General features: G+C 64.8%; 17 protein-coding genes, 2 tRNA genes and 1 pseudogene. 9 read left to right on the forward strand and 11 right to left on the reverse strand.

The window, feature by feature from the left end; all coding sequences use genetic code 11:
* Positions 1–297: pseudogene (locus BM118_RS36310) on the forward strand (IS4 family transposase); the annotation flags it as partial.
* Positions 298–463: 166 nt separating this feature from the next.
* On the opposite strand, the gene BM118_RS36315 reads toward BM118_RS36310, so the two are convergent.
* Positions 464–1,702, reverse strand: a complete 1,239-nt coding sequence (locus BM118_RS36315) for an MFS transporter (RefSeq protein WP_092192559.1) — start codon at positions 1,700–1,702, stop codon at positions 464–466.
* Positions 1,703–1,874: 172 nt separating this feature from the next.
* Between BM118_RS36315 and BM118_RS36320 the strand changes: the two genes are divergently transcribed.
* Positions 1,875–3,125, forward strand: a complete 1,251-nt coding sequence (locus BM118_RS36320; protein WP_092192323.1) for a NupC/NupG family nucleoside CNT transporter — start codon at positions 1,875–1,877, stop codon at positions 3,123–3,125.
* Between the two features lie 150 nt (positions 3,126–3,275).
* Here BM118_RS36320 and BM118_RS36325 read toward each other — a convergent pair whose 3' ends face one another.
* Positions 3,276–3,803: a cupin domain-containing protein gene (locus BM118_RS36325; RefSeq protein ID WP_092192325.1), complete on the reverse strand. Its 528-nt coding sequence runs from the start codon at positions 3,801–3,803 to the stop codon at positions 3,276–3,278.
* A gap of 218 nt (positions 3,804–4,021) precedes the next feature.
* Here BM118_RS36325 and BM118_RS36330 point away from each other — a divergent pair, with 218 nt between their 5' ends.
* Positions 4,022–6,148 carry an O-linked N-acetylglucosamine transferase, SPINDLY family protein gene (locus tag BM118_RS36330; RefSeq protein ID WP_092192327.1) on the forward strand — a complete coding sequence of 709 codons (2,127 nt, stop codon included), beginning with the start codon at positions 4,022–4,024 and terminating at the stop codon, positions 6,146–6,148.
* 8 nt (positions 6,149–6,156) lie between these two features.
* On the opposite strand, the gene BM118_RS36335 is transcribed toward BM118_RS36330, so the two are convergent.
* Positions 6,157–6,444: an usg protein gene (locus BM118_RS36335; RefSeq protein ID WP_092192329.1), complete on the reverse strand. Its 288-nt coding sequence runs from the start codon at positions 6,442–6,444 to the stop codon at positions 6,157–6,159.
* Between the two features lie 379 nt (positions 6,445–6,823).
* On the opposite strand from BM118_RS36335, the gene BM118_RS36340 reads away from it, so the two are divergent.
* The 3 genes from BM118_RS36340 (at position 6,824) to BM118_RS36350 (ending at position 9,261) form a co-directional block, all read left to right on the forward strand.
* Entirely contained in the window at positions 6,824–7,138 is a 315-nt protein-coding gene (locus tag BM118_RS36340) for a co-chaperone GroES (RefSeq protein WP_092192331.1), read from the forward strand.
* 45 nt (positions 7,139–7,183) lie between these two features.
* Positions 7,184–8,824: a chaperonin GroEL gene (gene groL, locus BM118_RS36345; RefSeq protein ID WP_092192333.1), complete on the forward strand. Its 1,641-nt coding sequence runs from the start codon at positions 7,184–7,186 to the stop codon at positions 8,822–8,824.
* 149 nt (positions 8,825–8,973) lie between these two features.
* Complete coding sequence (locus BM118_RS36350) at positions 8,974–9,261, forward strand: GIY-YIG nuclease family protein (protein ID WP_092192335.1); 288 nt, start codon at positions 8,974–8,976, stop codon at positions 9,259–9,261.
* Positions 9,262–9,330: 69 nt separating this feature from the next.
* On the opposite strand, the gene lepB is transcribed toward BM118_RS36350, so the two are convergent.
* From lepB to BM118_RS36375, 5 genes are all read right to left on the reverse strand, one after another.
* The gene (gene lepB, locus BM118_RS36355) at positions 9,331–10,077 is read right to left on the reverse strand and encodes a signal peptidase I (RefSeq protein WP_092192337.1); all 747 of its coding nucleotides are present in this window, start codon (positions 10,075–10,077) and stop codon (positions 9,331–9,333) included.
* Between the two features lie 162 nt (positions 10,078–10,239).
* The gene (locus tag BM118_RS36360) at positions 10,240–11,391 is read right to left on the reverse strand and encodes a slipin family protein (protein ID WP_092192339.1); all 1,152 of its coding nucleotides are present in this window, start codon (positions 11,389–11,391) and stop codon (positions 10,240–10,242) included.
* 339 nt (positions 11,392–11,730) lie between these two features.
* Positions 11,731–11,796, reverse strand: a tRNA-His gene (locus BM118_RS36365).
* A gap of 4 nt (positions 11,797–11,800) precedes the next feature.
* Positions 11,801–11,870, reverse strand: a tRNA-Phe gene (locus tag BM118_RS36370).
* A gap of 193 nt (positions 11,871–12,063) precedes the next feature.
* The gene (locus BM118_RS36375; RefSeq protein WP_092192341.1) at positions 12,064–12,903 is read right to left on the reverse strand and encodes a LysR family transcriptional regulator; all 840 of its coding nucleotides are present in this window, start codon (positions 12,901–12,903) and stop codon (positions 12,064–12,066) included.
* A gap of 130 nt (positions 12,904–13,033) precedes the next feature.
* Here BM118_RS36375 and BM118_RS36380 point away from each other — a divergent pair, with 130 nt between their 5' ends.
* Positions 13,034–13,627, forward strand: coding sequence for a cysteine hydrolase family protein (locus tag BM118_RS36380; protein ID WP_092192561.1), 594 nt, complete (start codon positions 13,034–13,036; stop codon positions 13,625–13,627).
* A 115-nt stretch (positions 13,628–13,742) separates the two neighbouring features.
* On the opposite strand, the gene BM118_RS36385 is transcribed toward BM118_RS36380, so the two are convergent.
* Positions 13,743–14,843 (reverse strand): DUF2778 domain-containing protein, encoded by a 1,101-nt coding sequence (locus BM118_RS36385; protein ID WP_177235013.1) that lies wholly within the window; start codon positions 14,841–14,843, stop codon positions 13,743–13,745.
* A 699-nt stretch (positions 14,844–15,542) separates the two neighbouring features.
* Between BM118_RS36385 and BM118_RS36390 the strand changes: the two genes are divergently transcribed.
* Both BM118_RS36390 and BM118_RS36395 read left to right on the forward strand, forming a co-directional pair.
* Positions 15,543–16,064: a FecR domain-containing protein gene (locus BM118_RS36390; protein WP_092192344.1), complete on the forward strand. Its 522-nt coding sequence runs from the start codon at positions 15,543–15,545 to the stop codon at positions 16,062–16,064.
* 37 nt (positions 16,065–16,101) lie between these two features.
* Complete coding sequence (locus tag BM118_RS36395; RefSeq protein WP_092192346.1) at positions 16,102–17,988, forward strand: CHASE2 domain-containing protein; 1,887 nt, start codon at positions 16,102–16,104, stop codon at positions 17,986–17,988.
* A 181-nt stretch (positions 17,989–18,169) separates the two neighbouring features.
* Here the strand turns inward: BM118_RS36395 and BM118_RS36400 are convergent, their stop codons facing one another.
* Together BM118_RS36400 and BM118_RS36405 are read right to left on the reverse strand one after the other, a co-directional pair.
* Positions 18,170–19,672 carry a glycosyltransferase family 39 protein gene (locus BM118_RS36400; protein WP_092192348.1) on the reverse strand — a complete coding sequence of 501 codons (1,503 nt, stop codon included), beginning with the start codon at positions 19,670–19,672 and terminating at the stop codon, positions 18,170–18,172.
* A gap of 6 nt (positions 19,673–19,678) precedes the next feature.
* The gene (locus BM118_RS36405) at positions 19,679–20,812 is read right to left on the reverse strand and encodes a glycosyltransferase family 2 protein (protein WP_092192350.1); all 1,134 of its coding nucleotides are present in this window, start codon (positions 20,810–20,812) and stop codon (positions 19,679–19,681) included.
* Between the last annotated feature and the right edge of the window lie 80 nt (positions 20,813–20,892).

Raw genomic sequence — 20,892 nt, forward strand, 5'->3', positions numbered from 1 at the left:
CAAATCGAGCTGTTGTTCCGTTGGATCAAGCAACATCTCGACATCCGCAAATTTCTCGGCGCCAACGACAATGCGGTCCGGCTCCAGGTGTTTGCCGCAATGATCGCCTACCTGTTGCTGCGTATCGCCGCCAAAGCCAACTGCCTCGCCATGCTTCCGATTAGGTTCGCTGAACTCGTCAGCCAGCTTCTATTCACGCGCCGGGCCATCGCCGCAATCGACAAGCCTCCACCCATCAACCCAAGCAAACGCAGATCCCACAGCCACCCAGACCAGATCGAGCTATCCTATGCCTAACTTCCCCGGACAGCCCTGCGTTCTTACGGGGAGAGGGTTGGGGTGAGGGGCTGCTTCCGCAATCACGGTGAGAGTTGGACTCGCGGAGGGTCCCCCTCACCCGGAATCCGCGCTACGCGCGAATTCCGGCCTCTCCCCGCAAGCGGGGAGAGGCGAAGAAGTGCCCCTACTCCAAACTCTCCACCCGCCGCAGGCTCGGAAACAGCTTCATCCACAACAGCGCCACCGCAACGGTGCAGACGCCGCCGAGCACCGCCGCCGGCATCGCGCCGAACAATGCGGCCGCCACGCCGCTCTCGAACTGGCCGAGCTGGTTGGAGGCGTTGATGAAGAGGAAATTCACCGCGCCGACCCGGCCGCGCATCTCGTCGGGAGTGGACAGCTGCACCAGCGAGAAGCGGATCACGACGCTGATCGTGTCGGCGGCGCCGAGGATCGCGAGCGACAGCACCGACAGCCACATCCATGACGACAGCGCGAACACGATGGTCGCGATGCCGAACACGATCACGGCCTGGAACATGCGCAAACCCACATGCCGCGAGATGGCGTGGCGCGCCAGCACCATGGTCATCAGCAGCGCGCCGACCGCGGGCGCGGCGCGCAACACGCCGAGCCCGACCGGACCGGTCTGGAGGATGTCGCGGGCATAGATCGGCAACAGCGCGGTAACGCCGCCGAACAGCACCGCGAACAGGTCGAGCGAGATGGTGCCGAGGATCGCCGGATTGCGCCGGATGAAGCGGACCCCGGCAAAGATATTGTCCGAACTCGTCCCCTCCTTGGCCACCGCCTGCGGGCGCGGCCGGATGAAGCCGGTCAAGATCATCCCGAGAATCCAGAACAGCAGCATCACGGCATAGGCAAGATGCGGCGCGACCGCGTAGGCAAAACCGCCGAGCGCGGGACCTGTGATGGTCGCGACCTGCCCCGCGCCGCTCGCGACTGCCGTTGCCCGCTGGAGCGAGCCCTGCGGCGCGATCAGCGGCAGCAGCGCCGCGGTGGTCGGGCTTTCGAAGGCGCCGGCGATGCCGAGCACGAAGGTCGCGATGAAGATCTGCACTTCGCTGACCGCACCGAGATAGGTGATGATTGCGAGATAGAGCGCGGTCGCGGCTTCCACGAGCTGGCAGAGCTGGACCACGCGCTTGCGCTCGAAGCGGTCGGCGGCGTGGCCGGCGACGAAGACGAGCAGCGCGGTGGGCAGGAACTGCACCAAGCCGACCATGCCGAGGTCGAAAGCCGAACCGGTGAGGTCGTAGATCTGCCAGCCTATCGCGACCGCCGCGATCTGGCTGGAAAAGCGCGACAGGCTGCGCGAGAGCAGGAAGAACAGGAAGGCGCGGTGGGAGAGCAGCGCGCCGGCGCTGACCGGCGGATGATCGGATATTGGCTGCTCTGGCATCGCCTCTTGGATCGCCTTTTGGGTCACCCTCGACCGCTCGCCCCCTTGACGTCGACGTGCCCCCGCGTGACTGAGGCGGGCCTGCTTGTCAACAGCCGGACGTTTCCCGCGCGTCCCGGCATTGCCTTTGCAACGCACGCGCGGCCATAATCATGGAGGGATTGGGGACATCATGCTGCGGCTGCAATCGGCACTCGGCATTTTCGCATTGCTGCTGATCGCGTGGGCGTTGGCAGAGAATCGCCGCGCGGTCTCGCTGCGCCAGGCGGCGATCGGCCTTGTCATGACCTTCGTCACCGCGGCCGTGCTCCTGAAGCTGCCGGTCGTCGCCCATGCCTTCGGCGCCATCAACGACGCGGTCGGCGCGATCTCCGCGGCCTCGCGCGCCGGCTCCTCCTTCGTGTTCGGCTATGTCGGCGGCGGCCCCCTGCCCTTCGAGCTGAAGGCGCCCGGCGCCGACTTCATCCTGGCGTTCCAGGCGCTGCCGATCGTCCTGGTCATGAGCGTGCTGACGACGCTGCTGTTCTATTGGCGGGTGCTGCCGCCGATCGTGCGCGGCATGGCCTGGCTCCTTGAACGCACGCTCGGCGTCGGCGGCGCGGTGGGCCTGTCGACCGCGGCCAACATCTTCCTCGGGATGGTCGAGGCGCCGCTGTTCGTGCGGCCGTATCTTGTGCAGATGACGCGCAGCGAATTGTTCCTGGTGATGACCGGCGGCATGGCCGGCATCGCCGGCACGGTGCTGGTGCTCTATGCGACGCTCCTTGCTCCTCTCATCCCCGACGCTGCGGCGCATTTCGTCATCGCCTCGGTACTGGGCGCGCCGGCTGCGATCCTCGTCAGCCTGATCATGGTGCCGGAGACATCAGACAAGCGCACCGGCGGCGCGCTGGAGGATCCCGAGATGGAGGTCTCCGGCACGATGGATGCGATCGTGAAGGGCACGAGCGCAGGGATTGAGCTGCTGATCAACATCGTCGCGATGCTGCTGGTGCTGGTGGCGCTGGTCTATCTCGTCAACGCCATCCTCGGCCTGTTGCCTGATATCGGCGGCGCCGCGATCTCGTTGCAGCGCCTGCTCGGCCTCGTCATGGCGCCGGTGTGCTGGCTGATGGGACTGCCATGGGACCAAGCCGTCACCGCCGGCAGCCTGATGGGCACGAAAACGGTGCTCAACGAACTGATCGCCTATGTCGACCTGTCGAAGCTCGCGCCGGATGCGCTGGACACACGCTCGCGCCTGATCATGCTCTACGCCATGTGTGGCTTCGCCAACTTCGCCAGCCTCGGCATCATGATCGGCGGCTTAGGGGTGATGGCGCCTGAGCGCCGCGAGGAGATCAACGCGCTCGGGCTGAAGTCGATCGTCTCGGGGACGCTGACGACGTGCCTCATGGGGGCGATCGTGGGGGTGTTGAATTAGCTCTCTCCGCCCGTCATTCCGGGGCGCGCGTAGCGCGAGCCCGGAATCCATCTGGCCGCAGCACTCGGGGTGAAATGGATTCCGGGCTCGCGCCAAGAGGCGCGCCCCGGAATGACGGCGGAGAACGACAACGCGCGACCGCGCGTCAACTTACGCCTTCAGCTCCACCGTCTTGAACTCCGCCGGCAGGATCACCTCCAGCAGCTCGACGTCGTCAGAATAATCCAGGATCATGTGCTTGATCTTCGGTGGCTGGGTCCAGGCGCTGCCTTCCTTCATCAGCGTCTCGCCCTGCCCGTCCATGTAGGTCTTCACCCAGCCCTTGAGGACATAGACCATCTGGAATTCGACGTCGTGGAAGTGAAGCTTTGAGACTTCCGCGGGATTGCAGGGGCCTTGCAGGCGGATCACATGCGCTTGCGCAAGGCCGTGGCTCGCGTCAGCAATGCCGAGGTCGCGGTACTTTGCGTAGGCACGCAGGCCGTCGGCCTTGAAGTCTTCCTCGCGGTGATGGCTGATCGCGATGCGCTGCCTGGGACGCACGGGCTTCTTCGGCGAGGTCGTGCGAGCCTTTGCCTTCACCGCCTTGCGCGCCGAGGATCGCGCCGCCGCCTTGGCGCCGCTCCGCTTCTTCACCGCGGTCTTGGTTGCGGGTCTTGATGCCTTTTGCTTGGCCATTGTCTACCTCCCTGATCCGGGCCGTGCCCACCGGACGGGTACGACCCGAAGGCAGACTATCCAGTCTTGGACGAGGCAGCAATTGCGGGCTTGGGCCAGTAACGCCATGACCCCGATCGGTCGTAGCTTGTCCCAAGCTGGCGTCGCGAGCGGCCGTCGTCTCGTATTCGTTCCCTCGCTGAATTAGTCTCGCCGGGAGATTCTGGGGGAATTGATTCATGAGCAACAGCGTAGGCCAGCGTGCATTCAAGAATGCCCGGCTTCAGAAACGGCAGGAAGCCGAGGTGCTGCCATTGCTCGGGAACGCCCTCCAGTTGCATAAGAAGGGGCTTCTCCCCGAGGCCCGGGCGGCCTATCGCCAGCTCCTGCAGCTCGCGCCCAACCAGTTCATCGCGCTGCATATGCTCGGCGTTTTGGAGTCTGATGCCAAAAACTATCAGCAAGCCGAAATTCTGCTGAGCCGGGCGGTTGCCGTGGATCCGCGATCTGCCGATGCTCACATGAGCCGCGGCGTCGCGCTGAACGGGCAACGACGTCACGATGAGGCCCGCGAGAGCTATCGAAGGGCCCTCGCCTTGCGCCCCAACTACGCCCTCGCCCTGTCCAATCTCGGCAACGCGAGCGTGACCGTCGATCTTCAGGAAGCGCTCGAGTGCTACGACAAGGCGCTCGCAATTGACGGAAACCTTGCCGAAGCCCACAACGGCCGGGGTTGGGTGCTCTGCCGTCTGCGCAATTATGACGAGGCCATCGCAAGCTTGAACCGCGCGCTGTCGATCAAGCCTGGCTATGCCTCGGCGCTGGCGAACCGCGCCATCGCATTGCGGGAGCTTCTGCGATTTGACGAAGCCATGGCGGATTGCAATCAGGCAATCGCCCTTGCACCCGACGACGCGAACGGATGGCTCGGGCGCGCCAGTGTCTCGCTCCAAATCCGGCAACTGGCCGAAGCATTGCACGATTGCGAGAAAGCTCTCGCGATCGATCCCGATTCCGTTCAAACTCACTTGGTGCGGGGCCTTTGTCTCGCCGACCTTGGCCGGGTCGACGAAGCCCTGGCCAGTTTCGACAGGGCCCTTGACATCGAGCCCGACTACCCGAGCGCGATCTCCAACAAGATATTCACGCTCGATTTCTTGGCGGATGCCAGCGTCGAGCAGCATCAGCAAGCGCGGCAAGTCTGGTGGGAGCGGATCGGCGCGAAAATCGCTTCAGATGCGGCGAGACCGCACGACAACAGCCGCGATCCGGATCGCCCTCTGGTGCTTGGCTATGTCTCGTCGGATTTCAACGCGCATTCGGCCGCGTTCATTTTCAAGCCGGTCCTGCAATACCATGACCGGGCACAGTTCGAGATCGTGTGCTACTCATGCTCGTCAAAAGCGGATGCGGCGACCGACGAATTTCAAAAGATCGCCGATCGCTGGCGCGATGCCTCGCAATGGAGCGACGATCGCCTCGCCAGTCAGATCCGCGCCGATGGCGTCGATATCCTGATCGATCTGTCCGGCCATACCAAGGGAAACCGCCTCGGCGTGTTTGCGCGCAAGCCGGCGCCGATCCAGGTCCATGGCTGGGGCCACGGCACCGGCACCGGTCTGCCAACGATCGATTATCTGTTCTCGGACCCGGTCGCGATTCCACTCGCGGTTCGGCATCTGTTTGCGGAAACCGTTGTCGATCTGCCGTGCTTTGTGACGCTGGAGCCGCTGCCGATCGAGCTTGCGCGGGCGTCAACGCCGGCGACCTCGAACGGCTTCGTCACATTCGGTGTCTTCAACCGCATCAGCAAGATTTCAGACGAGGCCGCGGAAGCCTGGGCCAGGATTCTCGAGCGGGTGCCGGGGTCACGACTGCTGATCAAGGATGTTGCGCTGGACGATCAACTGGTCCGCGACAATCTGCTGGCACGGCTTGCAACTTGCCGATTGCCGGCCGAACGCATCGATCTGCTCGGAACCACCTTGCGAATCGAACATCTGGCATCATTCAATCGCGTCGATATTGCCCTCGACCCGTTCCCGCAGAATGGCGGCGTCAGCACTTTGGAAGCCCTGCAGATGGGCGTGCCGGTGGTGGCGAAGCTCGGGAACAGTCTGCCCAGCCGTGCCGCCGGCGCCATCCTCACCGCGCTTGGCCTGCCGGACTGGGTTGCGGACAGCGCTGAGGCGTATGTCGAGATCGCAGTGAGCCGTGCGTCGCAGGTCGGCGACCTCGACAAGTTGCGCCGCGAACTGCCCGGACAGATCAGGGCTGCGGTCGCCAGCAACCCGGTCTCCTACGCGCAGGCGGTGGACGAGGCCTATCGCGCGATGTGGAAACGCTACTGCAACGGCGGCACCTGATCGCTGCGTCAATGCAGCCTGAAGACGCCGTCGACCGCACGTAGCTCGGCCGGCTTGATCAGCTTGGAATGCGCGACGGTGACCGAGAACAAGGGACCGTCGAGCTTCTGCTGCCAGAACGCCAGGAAGTCGGTCAGCGCCGGGAATTTCGGGAAGAGATCGTAGTTCTGCCAGACATAGGTCTGAAGCAGCGAAGGATGATCCGGCATCCGATAGAGAATTTCAGCCGTCGTCAGCCCGTAACCCAGCACCTGTTTCCGGAAGTCGTCGGAAACAACCCCAACCCGCGAGACCATGCCAACCTCCTTTGCAGGAGCGCATTCAGGGGGCGGCTTGATCCGGTACGCTGCTTACGAGCCACCCGGTGGAGATGCGCTCACATGAGAGAAATGTGACGCAAACTGACAACTCATCTCAAGCCCAAAAGTTTAACAAGCTGTTGAAATTCAATGCGTTAGCAGCAGAGATGGCTCCGTGCTAATACGGTCCGGCTGACGGTTAACGATGGGAAAGAGATTCCGGCAGAGCGCGCTTCCGAGTGCCGATTTTTCTGCTAGAAGCCCTTGCCCCCGCAAAATTCCTGTCCTATTTCAGCCTCGCCTGTGCTAGCACTCGCGGGCACAGACTGCTAACAATCTGAAATCATCAACCCGAGCAATTGCTTAGGAGGACTGCATGAAATTCCGTCCGCTTCACGACCGCGTCGTGGTCAAGCGCATCGACGCAGAAGAGAAGACCGCTGGCGGCATCATCATTCCCGACACGGCCAAGGAAAAACCCTCCCAGGGCGAAATCGTCGCCGTCGGCCCCGGTGGCCGCGACGAAGCCGGCAAGCTGATCCCGATCGACCTGAAGGTCGGCGACCGCGTGCTGTTCGGCAAGTGGTCCGGCACCGAGGTCAAGATCGACGGCGTCGATCTGCTGATCATGAAGGAAAGCGACATCATGGGCGTCCTCGACGTCCCCGCTTCCAAGAAGAAGGCGGCCTAAGAGCCCCCCTCTCGCCCCCAGCAAAACACCTAAGGAAAAATCCAGATGGCAGCTAAAGAAGTCAAATTCTCGGTTGAAGCGCGCGACAAGATGCTGCGCGGCGTCGACATTCTCGCCAACGCGGTGAAGGTCACACTCGGTCCGAAGGGCCGCAACGTCGTGCTCGACAAGTCGTTCGGCGCTCCCCGCATCACCAAGGACGGCGTCACCGTCGCCAAGGAGATCGAGCTCGAGGACAAGTTCGAGAACATGGGCGCCCAGATGGTGCGCGAAGTCGCCTCCAAGTCCGCTGACGCGGCCGGCGACGGCACCACCACCGCCACCGTGCTGGCCCAGGCGATCGTGCGCGAAGGCGCCAAGTCGGTTGCCGCCGGCATGAACCCGATGGACCTCAAGCGCGGTATCGACCTCGCGGTCGAAGCCGTCGTTGCGGACCTCGTCAAGAACTCCAAGAAGGTCACCTCGAACGACGAGATCGCCCAGGTCGGCACCATCTCGGCCAACGGCGACCAGGAGATCGGCAAGTTCCTCTCCGACGCCATGAAGAAGGTCGGCAACGAGGGTGTCATCACCGTCGAGGAAGCCAAGTCGCTCGAGACCGAGCTCGACGTCGTCGAGGGCATGCAGTTCGACCGCGGCTACATCTCGCCCTACTTCGTCACCAACGCCGACAAGATGCGCGTTGAGATGGACGACGCCTACATCCTCATCAACGAGAAGAAGCTCTCCTCGCTGAACGAGCTGCTGCCGCTGCTCGAGGCCGTGGTGCAGACCGGCAAGCCGCTGGTCATCGTCGCCGAGGACGTCGAAGGCGAAGCCCTCGCCACCCTGGTCGTGAACCGCCTCCGTGGCGGCCTGAAGGTCGCGGCCGTCAAGGCTCCGGGCTTCGGCGATCGCCGCAAGGCCATGCTGCAGGACATCGCGATCCTGACCGGCGGCCAGGCGATCTCGGAAGATCTCGGCATCAAGCTCGAGAACGTCACGCTCAACATGCTCGGTCGCGCCAAGAAGGTGATGATCGACAAGGAGAACACCACGATCGTCAACGGCGCCGGCAAGAAGGCCGACATCGAGGCGCGCGTGGCCCAGATCAAGGCGCAGATCGAGGAAACCACCTCGGACTACGACCGTGAGAAGCTCCAGGAGCGTCTCGCCAAGCTCGCTGGCGGCGTCGCGGTGATCCGCGTCGGCGGCGCGACCGAGGTCGAGGTGAAGGAGCGCAAGGACCGCGTTGATGACGCGATGCATGCGACCCGCGCGGCCGTGGAAGAAGGCATCGTCCCGGGCGGCGGCGTCGCCCTGCTCCGTGCCTCCGAGCAGCTCAAGGGCCTGCGCACCAAGAACGACGACCAGAAGACCGGCGTCGAGATCGTGCGCAAGGCGCTGTCGGCTCCCGCTCGCCAGATCGCGATCAACGCCGGTGAAGACGGCTCGGTGATCGTCGGCAAGGTTCTGGAGAACAAGTCGTACGCCTACGGCTTCGACTCCCAGACCGGCGAATACGGCGACCTCGTCAAGAAGGGCATCATCGACCCGACCAAGGTGGTCCGCACCGCGATCCAGAACGCAGCCTCGGTTGCGGCCCTGCTGATCACCACGGAAGCCATGGTCGCCGAGCTGCCCAAGAAGGGCGGCGCCGGCCCCGCGATGCCTCCGGGCGGCGGCATGGGCGGCATGGACTTCTAAGTCCGGCCGTTCAGGCAAGACGCGAAATGCGAAACCCCGGCAGCGATGCCGGGGTTTTTGTTTTTGAATGATACACGCAAAAGTGGCAATCTTGGTCATTCCGGGGCGGCGCGAAGCGCCGAGCCCGGAATCCATTTCACCACTTGCTCATGGCCTATTACGTCTATCTTCTCGCCAGCAAGAAATACGGCACGCTCTATCTCGGCGTGACGAACGACATCGTTCGCCGCATCCATGAACATAAGAGCAAAGTCGTCGCAGGGTTCAGCAAGCGTTACTCCGTCGACAGGTTGGTCTGGTTCGAGATCTACGATGATCCCGTCACGGCCATCGAACGCGAAAAGGAATTGAATAAGTGGCGGAGGGACTGGAAGGTCCGGCTCATTGAGGAGAAGAATCCTCAATGGATCGACCTGTATCCGCAAATTGCGAGCTGAGCTTGCGGATCAATGGATTCCGGGCTCGCGCTTCGCGCGCCCCGGAATGACGGCCGAGACAGTCGGGCCTTACTCCACCTTCCCCAGTCGCTCCATATGCGGCTCGCCGTCTTCGTCGAGCGACCAGAAGATCCGCGTCACCTGGCCGACGAGATGGTCCATCGGGACGAAGCCCATCACCGACATCATGCGGCTGTCGGTGGAGTTGTCTCTGTTATCACCGAGCGCGAAGAAATGACCTGACGGCACCGTGTAGACGCTGGTGTTGTCGAGGTATCCATTGTCGACGCAGTCGTAGGTCAGATAGCTCCTGCCGTTCGGCAGCGTCTCGCGCCAGCGCTTGACCTTCGCGCCGGGCTCGAGCCCGCAGGTGGAGTCGCCAGGCACGCTCGCCAGCGCAACGCGGGTCACCGGCCTGTCGTTGAGGATGAGCCGGCCGTCGCGCATCTGGACCCGGTCGCCCGGCAGCGCCACCACACGCTTGACGTAGTCCACTGAGGCGTCCTTCGCCGTGCGAAACACGACGACGTCGCCGTAGTCGGGATCGGCGGCGAAGATGCGGCCCGAAATCCAGGACGGCGCGAAAGGAAACGAATAGCGGTCGTAGCCGTAGGCCGATTTCGCGGCAAAGACGTAGTCGCCCACCACCAGCGTCGGCGCCATCGAATTGGAGGGGATGTTGAATGGCTGGTACAGGAAGAAGCGAAACAGGAACGGCGGCGACCACAGCACCGGGATCAGCAGGATCAGGATGACGATCGCCTTCCATTCCCGCGATTGCGCCGAGGGGCGGATCGTTTGCTCAAGAGTGGTCATGGGCCTGCCCTGATCAAGACCGTGATCGTCATCGCGAGATTACGCAACCTTTGCGCGCGCGCAATCCCCTCGCAGGATTTGGTCGCACCGGCCCGCTTGCGCGTTCATCGCAAGCGAGGACAACGGAGATATGAAGGGCCGCCCGTAGGCGGCCCTTCTGCTTCACGCGCTCTCGGGCGCCTTGAGGCGCACGAGCCGGGTCAAGAGGGCATCGAGGCCCTCGCCGTTGCCGGCGTGGAGGTCGATGCGGCCGACCTTCTCGACCAGCCGCTCCAGCGACTCCAGCTCCTTGAGCCGCAGCAGCAGGGGGTTCTCCTCCATCAGGCGGGCGGTGTTCAGGAGCGAACGCGTCGCCGCGGTCTCCTCCTGCCGACGGATCAGGTTCGCCTTCGCAACCCGCTCCGCCTCCACCACCTTGTTCACCAGCTCCCGGATCTCGCCGGGCAGGATCACGTCCTTGACGCCGAGCTCGATCACCTCGACGCCGGACTCTGCGACGCGTGCGCGCACATAGTCGCGCAGCTCCGCATCCAGCACCGCCTTTGCGGACAGCACCTCGTCCAGCGTCCGGCCCGCAACCGCCTCGCGGATCGCGAACTGCACCAGGCGGTACAGCCACGCGTCCACGTCGGGCACGCTCGCAACCGTCCGCTCGGGATCAACCACCCGGCGGAACGCCGTCAGCGTCACCCGCAGCGCGATGCGGTCCTTGGTCAGCATCTCCTGCGCGGTGATCTCGACCGCCTGGGGCCGCAGGTCGAGGCGCTTCACCTCGATCTTGCGGCCGACGGTCCAGAAGGCGTGCCGGCCGGGCGCAAGCCGCTCCACGAGCCGGCCCTCGACATAGAGCAGGCCCGCCTCGTGGTTCTCGACCACCGCTTCCATCACGACGGTCGAGCGGTTGCGCTCGATCATGGTCAGGTACCGCGCGCCGACACGGGGATCAGCGGACACATCGATGCGCTCGACATCGATGCGGGTCGCGACCTTCCAGTAGACGCGCACCTGCCAGGGCGTCATCAGATGCACGGGCCGGCCGTCGAGGCTGACGATGGCGATCTCGTCCGCCTTGGTCTCGACCGCCTCGAACAGCTCGGCGGCAAGATCGAGCCGCGCGGCCTTCAGCACCGCATAGCGATCCGCAGGGAATTCGCTGCGGACCACGTCGAGCACCTCGGCCTTCAGCTCGTGCAGGGGATCGAACAGGCGATGCTTGCCGGGCGCGAGCACGCGCGTGAGCTGCCCGTTGCGCGTGAGCAACGCACGCTCGCCGTCCTTCACCGTCACGTTCAGCATCAGCAAATGCCAGCTCATGGCACGCCTCCTTCATGTTGCCTCCGGCCGAACGCGGCCGGACAGCGGGTTTCATTTGCAAAGGACGTGAGGACGCGGACGACGCTTCCCGGGAAATCGGCGGGCCGGGGCTTGAGCTTGCATGACGACGGGCGCACGCGCGCGATCGCTCGACGCGTGTCGAGCGGTCATGCGGAGCCACCCGGCATCAGCGCAAGCGGTATCTACCCGCGGCGCAAAGCCGGTCTCACAGTGTCTAGGTTCGGACGGAAAGCCTTTCGGCAAAACGGCCGGACTGCGACTGAAGCGCGCGTCCGGTCCTCGTCAGAGGTATCAGCTTTTCAGGCTGAAACGGAGCGCTGGAGCGGGAGTCGAACCCGCGACAGGATGAACCACAATCATCTGCTCTACCAAACTGAGCTATCCCTTGTGCAAGAGACCGGAATCGAACCGATGCCTTCGGGTCTTCAACCCGACGCTCTCCATGAGCTACGTCCTGCGTTTGCCCTTCATTCGGCGGAACACGAGACCGGAAACCGGATCGCGCCAGTCGGGATCTCAGAGAGCCCGAACCCATGGCCTAGCGAAGGAGCGGGCTAATAGACGAAGCAAGTTCGGGTTGCAAGGGGGTGGTTCAGGATTTTTCGTCGCGCATTGCGCACTGTGACGCGATGATCACAATGCGATGCGAGGTCATTTGCGAGACGTGTCCTGGAAACACGCCCTCACCCAGTCGATCGTCAGGCGCGTCGCGGGATCGCGCTTGAGGTGGTTCTGCACCAGCAGCCAGACGTCGCGGCGCCTCGGCAGAAGCGTGGCGCGCAAGCTGCGGTCGGCAAGCAGCGCCCCGCAGCTGTGCTCGGGCAGCACGCCGACGGCCTGATGCGACTGGATCATGGTCCTGATGATCCGGACATTGTCGGTGACGCAGCGGACGTTCTTCAGCCGTTTCGCGCGCAGGAACTGCTGTTCGGGAATGGCATCGAGCTCGTCCGGATAGACGCAGGCGACCGGCTCGCCGCCGCTGCGGTCCGTGGGCTCGAAGAAATACAGCCTGACATCGGCGAGCTTGGAGATGGTGAAGTCGCCCTTCTCGGGCTTGCGCAGGCGAATGGCAAGGTCGGCCTGCCAGCGCGAGAATTTGACGTTGCCGCTGGAGGTGAGGAATTGCAGGGTCAGGCCGGGGTGATCGCGCAGGAAGGCGCCGGCGCGCGGCGCCAGCAGCTCTTCGGCGACCGCATTGGTCGAGGCGATGCGCAGGCGGCCGACCGCCCCCGCCCGGCTCTCACCGATACGGTCGATCGCCGCGACATGCGCGGCCATCGCGCTGACATGCTCAAGCACCGCTTCGCAATGGCGCGTCGGCCGCCGCTGGCCGTCCACCGCATCGAACAGCGGCACGCCGAGATCGCGCTGGATGCGCGCGAGCCGGCGGCCGACGGTGGTTTCGTCGATGCGCAGCCGCGCGCTGGCGCCGGCATAGGTGCCCTCGTCCCTCACCGCGGCGATGATGCGCAGATCGTCCCAGTTCATGGGAATGAGCCTAGCAGGCGCCGCCTCGCCCTGCAAATCTGCAGCCATATGCTGCAACAATCCTGCACAATGGCAGGCTTCCGCCGCGCTAGTGTCGCCGCATCGATTGCTCCCGAAAGGCCTGACCGACATGACCGCTCCCAAGACCCTGCTCGAACTCGCCGGCGCCGATCTCACTCCGCCCAAGCTCGCCGATTCCTGCCTCGTGCTGATCGACATCCAGAACGAATATCGCGCCGGCCCCCTCGCCTTGCCCGACGCCGAGCCCGCGATCGCCGTCGCCGCGAAGCTGCTCGCGCGCGCCCGGCAGAGCGGCGCCGCGATCTTCCACATCGCGCACAAGGGCCGCGCCGGCAGCCTGTTCGACCGTGAGGCCGAGCGCGGCGCGATCGTCGCGAGCCTGGAGCCGCTCGCGACCGAGCCGGTGATCGAGAAGGCGCTGCCGAATGCGTTTGCCGGCACCGACCTGCAGGCACGATTGGCGGCGACCGGGCGCACGAACATCGTGCTGGCGGGCTTCATGACCCACATGTGCGTCTCATCGACCGCGCGCGCGGCGCTCGACCTCGGCCTGCGCACGACCATCGCGGCCGACGCCTGCGCCACGCGGGACCTGCCCGACGGCCGCGGCGGAGCCCTCTCGGCAAGGACCATTCACGACGTCGCGCTGGCGGAATTGTCGGACCGCTTCGCGATCATCGCGCCAAGCGATGCGCTGGCGTGAGGGAGGCGATTGCCACCGAGATGGCGCTACGCAAAACAGTGGCGGCTTGATTGTCTGAACATGATCTTTTCGGAAAACCGCTGCACGCTTTTCCGGATCATGCTCAGAGCACGCCTCACTCCACCCGCGCCAGCACCGCGAGCTTGCGGATGCCCTTGTTGCGGTAGGCGTCGAGGAACGCGTAATAGTCCTTGAACGACACGCAGCCGTTGGAGTCGCCGTTCGGCCCGAGCATGAAGGTGTGCGCGAGCAGGCCGTCGCGGCCGTAGATCGCGCTCTCGCCGCCGATCGGGGTCAGGCGCAGCGCCGGCACGCCGTGGAACAGCGCCTCGCGCGGCTTCAGCGTGTAGATGTGCGGCGGGGTCACGCCGCGCATGCGGACGCGCGAGGAACGGGGATCGTCGAGATTGGAGCCGAGGCCGGAATGCGCCTCGAGCTTGGTGCCGTCGGGCAGATAAACCATCTTGGCGGTGATGTCGTAGACCGCGGTGTCACGCTCATAGGGCGCCGAACCGCCGAGCATGGGGTTCTGCTCCCTCGGCGCGATGGACGCGGTCACGCTGGCATCGGCCGAGGCATAGGCCAGCAGCCCGCCGGAGGGCTCGCGCTTGCCCCAGAGCTTATCGACCATCGACTGGCGCGGCCCGGTGATCGACATCACCGCGGCCTTGGCGCGGTCGGCGAAGAATTTTGGCTTCGCTTCGGGCGCCGGCACGATCTCGGCCGGATCGGCCGAAGCCAATTGCACCGGCGCATCCGGAGCGCGCTTGGCCTTGGCGGCGTCGGCGATCTTTTCAGTGGTCTTTTCAGCGACCTTGGCCGGGGCGGACGGCTTCAGCGCTTCGGCGACCTTCGCGATCACGCTCGGCTTCGCGGTGTCGGCGACCTTCGTTGCGGGAGCCTGAGCTACGGCACTCGCCGCATTGGATTCCACGCCTTGCGTCGCAGCCGCGGCAAAGCGTTCGTTGAACATCTCGCGCGAGATGGGGGCTGCGACCTGCAAACGGTCGGGCAGGAGCGCAAAAGCTTCCTTGATGGCGTCGCCCGCCTCGCGCAGCGCGACCTTGGGCGCGCGCTTGACCACGGGCTCGTCGTAGCCGTTGCTGCCGACGGTCGGATAGACGCTGGCGGCGAAGATGTTGCTGTAGACGGTCCAGCCGGCGCCAAGCACGACGCAGCCGATCAAGGCGGCGCCAAGCACGTTTTGGGTGGTCATTTTCCGGGAAGGCTTCCGATGTGGATTCTTGCCAGGATTTTTGGACTTCCGTGCCGCGTTATTTTGCGCAGCGATACTCGTACTCATTCGCCTTGCGTCCAGGACGGTGTCACTCAGTCCCCCTTCGAAGTGCCGCTGCTGGCCACGTTCCGGGAACAGCATCTCGCAGAGGGTCGGAGCGTCATTAAGGCGACTTTTAGTTAAATGCGGATTAAGTTCGGGCGGATATGGGGCAACTCGTTAACGCCGTCCCATTTCGAGAAAAAAGCCCGCAGAACTACGGACTTAGCGGCGTCTGTTAACTATAATTCTCGGCCTGATCGGTGCGGTCAGGGGACGTCTTTGACGGCCTCTCTAGGCGCATCCAACCAAGTCATTTTCGTGGTCTTTAATACCGCTGGACCATAGCGGCGAAGCATTGCGCGAGGCTGGCGCGTGCGGGCGTTCCCTCCGTCATTCGGCGCACCGATGTCAGCGGAATGGCGGCAACGCTCACGCACATCACACAGCGCACCGCGCGCTCACGCAGCACGGCACCCTGACTGAAAGTTGATCGCGCCGGTCTGGAAAAGGCCGCGGCAACTAAATACCTGCGAGAAGCAGCACTTTTCAGCAGCCTCCGCGTGTGATACGGTACCGTATCAACATCGCCTTGAACTGTGCCACGCACGCAAACCACGCACGCTAACGGAGGCTGGCATGAGAGGGATCGCACGTGCCGGATTTTTCGCTCTGGCGTGGTCGTCGCTGTTGACGGGATACGTGGCCGCGCAGCCTGCCAATGCGGGCTGCACGCCGGCACCATCCGCCGCCGGCACGCAGACCTGGCGCTGCGACAACGGCATCACCATCGTTGCGGAAAACGGCGCCAGATTTGAACTTAAGGACGCCAACCGCGACGGACATATAGACTCCGTGGAGTTGAGCAGCAAAGCGCTGCTGGTCCAGGTGCCCAAAAAGCCCGGCGGCAATCCCTTCAAGGTGCTGACGCCGCAGGCGATCGCCGCGGTGCGGGGCACCAAATGGGCCGTCGACGTCGCCGACGCAAAAACCTCGGTCTTCGTCGCCGACGGCCGTGTCGGCGTGAGCCGCAGGAGCCGCGGACGCGGCGTCGTTCTGGGCCCTGGCGAAGGCGTCGATGTCGAGACAACCGGTCCATTGACCGTCAAGACATGGGGCCAGCCGCGCGTCGACGCGCTGATGGCAAGACTAGGTCAATAAGGCCCGGACCATAAGACAAAGAAGATTGCAGCACGTAATGACTAGACGCGTTCAGATCCTGGTGGCACTCGTCCTCACCGCGCTGTGGGGGGCAGGCATCTATGCCGCTCACGCCAACGGCCATCTGCGCTTTCTCGACCGCCTCGAAGCAACCCTGACCGACCTGCGGACGCAGGTCCGCGGCGTGCAGACTCCGCCCGATCTCGTCACCATCGTCGCGATCGACGACACCGTCGTCAAACGCGGCGGCAGCTATCCCCTGCCGCGCGCCGATCTCGCCCGTATCGTCGACACCATCGTGCAGTTCAAGCCGAAGGTCGTCGCGATCGACCTCTTGCTGGTCGACCGCAGCGCCGCGATCGGCGACGCCACGCTGGCCAACACGCTCGCCACCGGTCCGATGGTCCTCGCCGCCGCGGCGATCTTCCCGACTGCCAGCGAGACCGTGGCGCCCGGCAGCCAGGGCCCCCTCGCCGTCCTGCCGCAAGCCGAGCGCTTCCTGCTGCCCTTGCCCGCATTTGCCGATCACGCCGAGGTCGGCGTCGTCAACGTCGCGACGGGGCAATCCGGCTCGCCGCTCTCGGTCCCGATGCTGTTCCGGACGCACGACAAGGTCGAGCTGTCATTCCCCTTGCGCGTCGCAACCCGCGCGCTCGACAAGCCGCTGACGATCGCGCCGGATCACCTCATGCTGGGCGATCGCGCGGTGCCGACCGACACCGACTTCGCGCTGCCGATCACCTATTACGGCCCGCGCCGCACCATCCGCACCGTCAGCGCGCAGAGCATCTTCGACGGCACGCTCAGTCGCGCCGCCATCGAGAACCGGATCGTCGTGATCGGCGCCTCGGTCGCCGGCGGCGGTGATTTCTATCCGACGCCGTTCGATTCCCTCATGCCCGGCGTCGAGGTGATCTCCACCGCGATCACCCATCTCGTCGCCGGCGACGGCATCGTGCGCGACCGCAAGGTGCATATCGCCGACGCGCTCGCCGCGATCCTGCTGCCGATGTTGCTGGTGGGCCTGCTCGCCTGGCGGCGGAGCGCGATCGGCGTCGTCGCGGCAGCTGCCGTGATGCTCGCCTGGGCCGGGCTCAATCTGTTCGCGTTCACCCATGGCATCTGGCTGAATGCCGCGACCACGCTCGCAGCCGCGGTGCCGCCGGTTGCGGTGTTTGCCGGCGTGCAATTGTGGGCGGGAGGACGTCGCACGCAGTATTTCGCCGCCAAGAGCAGATCGCTTGCGCTGTTCCAGGCACCCGCCGTGCAGGAGTGGCTGGCGCGCGATCCGAACTTCCTGTCGAAGCCTGTCCGGCAGGATGCCGCCGTGGTCTTCATCGATCTCTCCGGCTTCACGGCGCTGAGCGAACGGACCGATCCGGACGCGCTCAGGGATCTCCTGAAGGCTTTTCACGCGCTGATCGACCAGGCGGCAGTCGATTGCGGCGGCATGGTCACCGGCTTTCTCGGCGACGGCGCCATGATCCTGTTCGGACTGCCACACGCAATGCCGGATGACGCGGCGCGCGCGCTGAAATGTTCGATCGACCTGCATCGCGGCGTCGAACGCTGGATCACCTCGCTGCCCCCTGCGATCGGGGGCCAGCTCGGCTTCAAGATCGGCGCGCATTTCGGCCCGATCGTCGCCTCCCGTCTCGGCGAAAGCCACCAGCACATCACGGCGACCGGCGACACCGTCAACGTGGCGAGCCGGCTGATGGAGGTCGCCGCCCAGAACGATGCGCGACTCGCGCTGACCGATACGCTGCTGGATGCCGCCGACTTCCACGGCGCTCCCGACGGCGTCCTGACAGGCCCCCTGCTCACGCAGGTCCGCGGCCGCTCCGGCGTCGTGACCGTCTGGTTCTGGCGCGACCGGAACGGGCCCAGCCAGGCCGCGACCAAGGCCGAGATGATCGATTGATAGCCGTTCTGCTCGCCAAATACTCCGCCGTCGTCCCGGCGGAGGCCGGGACCCATAACCACAGGGAGCGGTGTGGCGAAGACTGGCAGTGAATGGGTCTTCACGCGGTACAGATACCTGCGCTCATCGATAGATCACGCGGTATGGGTCCCGGCGTTCGCCGGGACGACGAGACGGCCCGCTATCGCGCTTCCGGTGGCGGCGAGCGGTCCAGCACGTCGCCCTTGGCGCCTTCGAGCAGATCGATGCCGTAGGTCTCGACCACGAGCGGCCCGCGCTTGCGCTGCAATTGCGCAACCTGCGTCACCTGCGCAAAGAGATCGTGGACGGCGGGATGGCCGCCCTCACGCAGCTCATCGATATAGAGCAGCTTGCCGGCAAGCAGCTTTGGATCGGGCTCGGGCATGTTGACCCAGCGGATGCGCTGGTTCTGCTGCACCACGCAGCTGCCGCGCGGCAGATAGAAGGCGAGCCAGCCGGTGGTGCCGTAATCCGGCGCCAGCACGCACGTCGCACCGGTGCGGGCGCGCACGGCTTCGATCTCCGCGGCGAGCTCGCGCCAGCCGACGCCGACGCTGCGCACGGTCGCATCGCGTCGATAGCCGGACAGCCAGCCGGTGTTGGCCTGCACAATGAGGGCTGCGAACATCACGATACCGGCAGGCGCGGCCCAGCGCAGACAAAAGTCGACCATGCGGCGCGCACGCGGTTTCCACTGCACGAGGTTGGCGGCGGCCGCAGCCGCAACCACGAAGGGCGGATAGACCGGCGCGAACCAGTTGGCCTCGACGCGGGCATGCAGCGAATGCCAGACGAAATAGGCGACGATGGTCCAGAACAGCGTCTCGATCAGCACGCGCGAGGCCAGCGCGCCGGCCCGGCGCCAGGTCAGCGCGTGCAGCCCCATCGCGCCGAGAATGAAGACCAGCGGCGTTGCGAACGCGATCTGGGTTGGGATCAGCTCGGCGATGAAGACGGGACGGAAATCCTCGATCCTGGCGCGCCCGAGCTGCTTTGCGAACGAGACCCATTGGTGATCCGCATTCCAGAGGATCACCGGCGAGAACAGCGCAAGGGCAACGAGGCCACCGAGATAGGGCCAGGGTGAGAGGAACCAGCGCCTGAGTTTCGGCACGGCCGCGAGCCAGATCAGGATCGCCGGCCCGAAGAACATCGCGGTGTATTTCGACAGCAGCGCCGCACCGACGGCTGCACCGACCGCGAGCCACCAGACGCCGCGGCCGGTTTCCAGCACTTTTGCGAGAAAGAACAGCACGAAGCTGGAGGCGACCAGCAGCGGCGCATCGGGCGTGACGATCAGCGTGCCGACCGCGGCCAGCAGCGTCACGTTGAGCAGGATGGCACTGGTGGCCGCGACGCGGGCGCCCCCGAACAGGATCGCGGCCGAGCGATAGATCGCATAGCTCATCGGCAGCGCGAGCAGGATCGAGGCGAGGCGGACGCCGAGCTCGGTGTCGCCGGCGATCATCGTGCCGGCGCGAATGACGTAGGCAACCATCGGCGGGTGGTCGTAATAGCCGCCCGCCAGATTCTTCGACCACATCCAGTAATAGGCTTCGTCGAAGGTGATCGGCGTGAAGGCGGCCGCGACCAGCCGCAAGCCGACCAGCGCAAGGATCACCAGCGCGGTATTGCGGACGACCCGCGCGTCAGTCTCACCCATCGTGAGCTATTTCTTGCGCCAGACGAACAGTCCGGACATCGCATAGTTCCACACCACGCCCATCAGCGCGCCGGCCATGCCGGCCAGCCACCAGATCGGCTCCTGGTCGTAGACCGAGAAGGCGACGCCGACATTGGCGAGCAGGCCGACGCTGCACACGATGTAGAACGCGATCAGGCCGCGTAGCAGTGCAAAACCCTTCAGCCGCTGATCGCGATAGGTGAGGAAGTTGTTGAGGATGAAATTGCTGGTCATGGCGACGATGGCGCCCGCGGCCTGCGCCTCCGCGAACGGCGCCTTGAAGACCTGAAGGGCGATGAACAGCGTGGTCAAGTGCACCACGAGACCGATGCCGCCGACCATCGCGAACAGGATGAAGCGCAGCGAGACGATGTCGTTGCTCAATTTGGCCAGCACCAGGCCAAGGAAGTCGAGCGCGACCATGGAATCCAGCTTGCTCTCGCCGTGCTGGCGGGCACCGAAGGTGTAGGGAATCTCGACGGCGCGCAAGCTGCCGTGGGCGGTGGCGACGAGGTCGAGCAGGATCTTGAAGCCATGCACCGAAAGTTTCGGTGCCAATTCCTCGAAACGGTCGCGGCGAACCATGAAGAAGCCGCTCATGGGATCGGCGATCTCGACCCGCAGCATCTTCCGGGCGACCTCGGTCGCCAGAGCGCTGGCGCCGGCGCGCTGCTTGTTGAAGCCTTCGCTCTTGTAGCCTTCGATATAGCGGCTGCCGACCACCAGATCGGCCTCGTCGCTGGCGAGCAGCAGCAGCATCTTCGGCAGCTGCGTCTCGTCGTGCTGAAGATCGGCGTCGATCACGGCGACAAAGGGCGCGCTGGAGGCCAGGATGCCCTCGATGCAGGCGCCGGACAGGCCGCGGCGGCCGATGCGGCGGACACAGCGCACGCGGCTGTCGCGCTGCGCCAGCGCGCGCACGACGTCCCAGGTGCCGTCGGGCGAATTGTCGTCCACGAACACGACTTCCCAGGCGACGTTGGCGAACGTCGCCTCCAGGCGCCGGTACAGCACCATGACGTTGTCGCGCTCGTTGAAGGTCGGGACGATGACCGACAGTTCCGGCCCCTCTTGAGCCTGGGGCGGATTGTCGGAGCCCGGTCTGATCGCTTCATTCATGACGGCAGCGTATATCCGCCGCGTCCTGCGCTGCCAAGCCGGGGTTTCCAAGGGGAAGGGCCTAAAAGCGCCCCAAAATG

This window comes from Bradyrhizobium sp. cf659 (assembly GCF_900113725.1).
Taxonomy (GTDB): Bacteria; Pseudomonadota; Alphaproteobacteria; order Rhizobiales; family Xanthobacteraceae; genus Bradyrhizobium.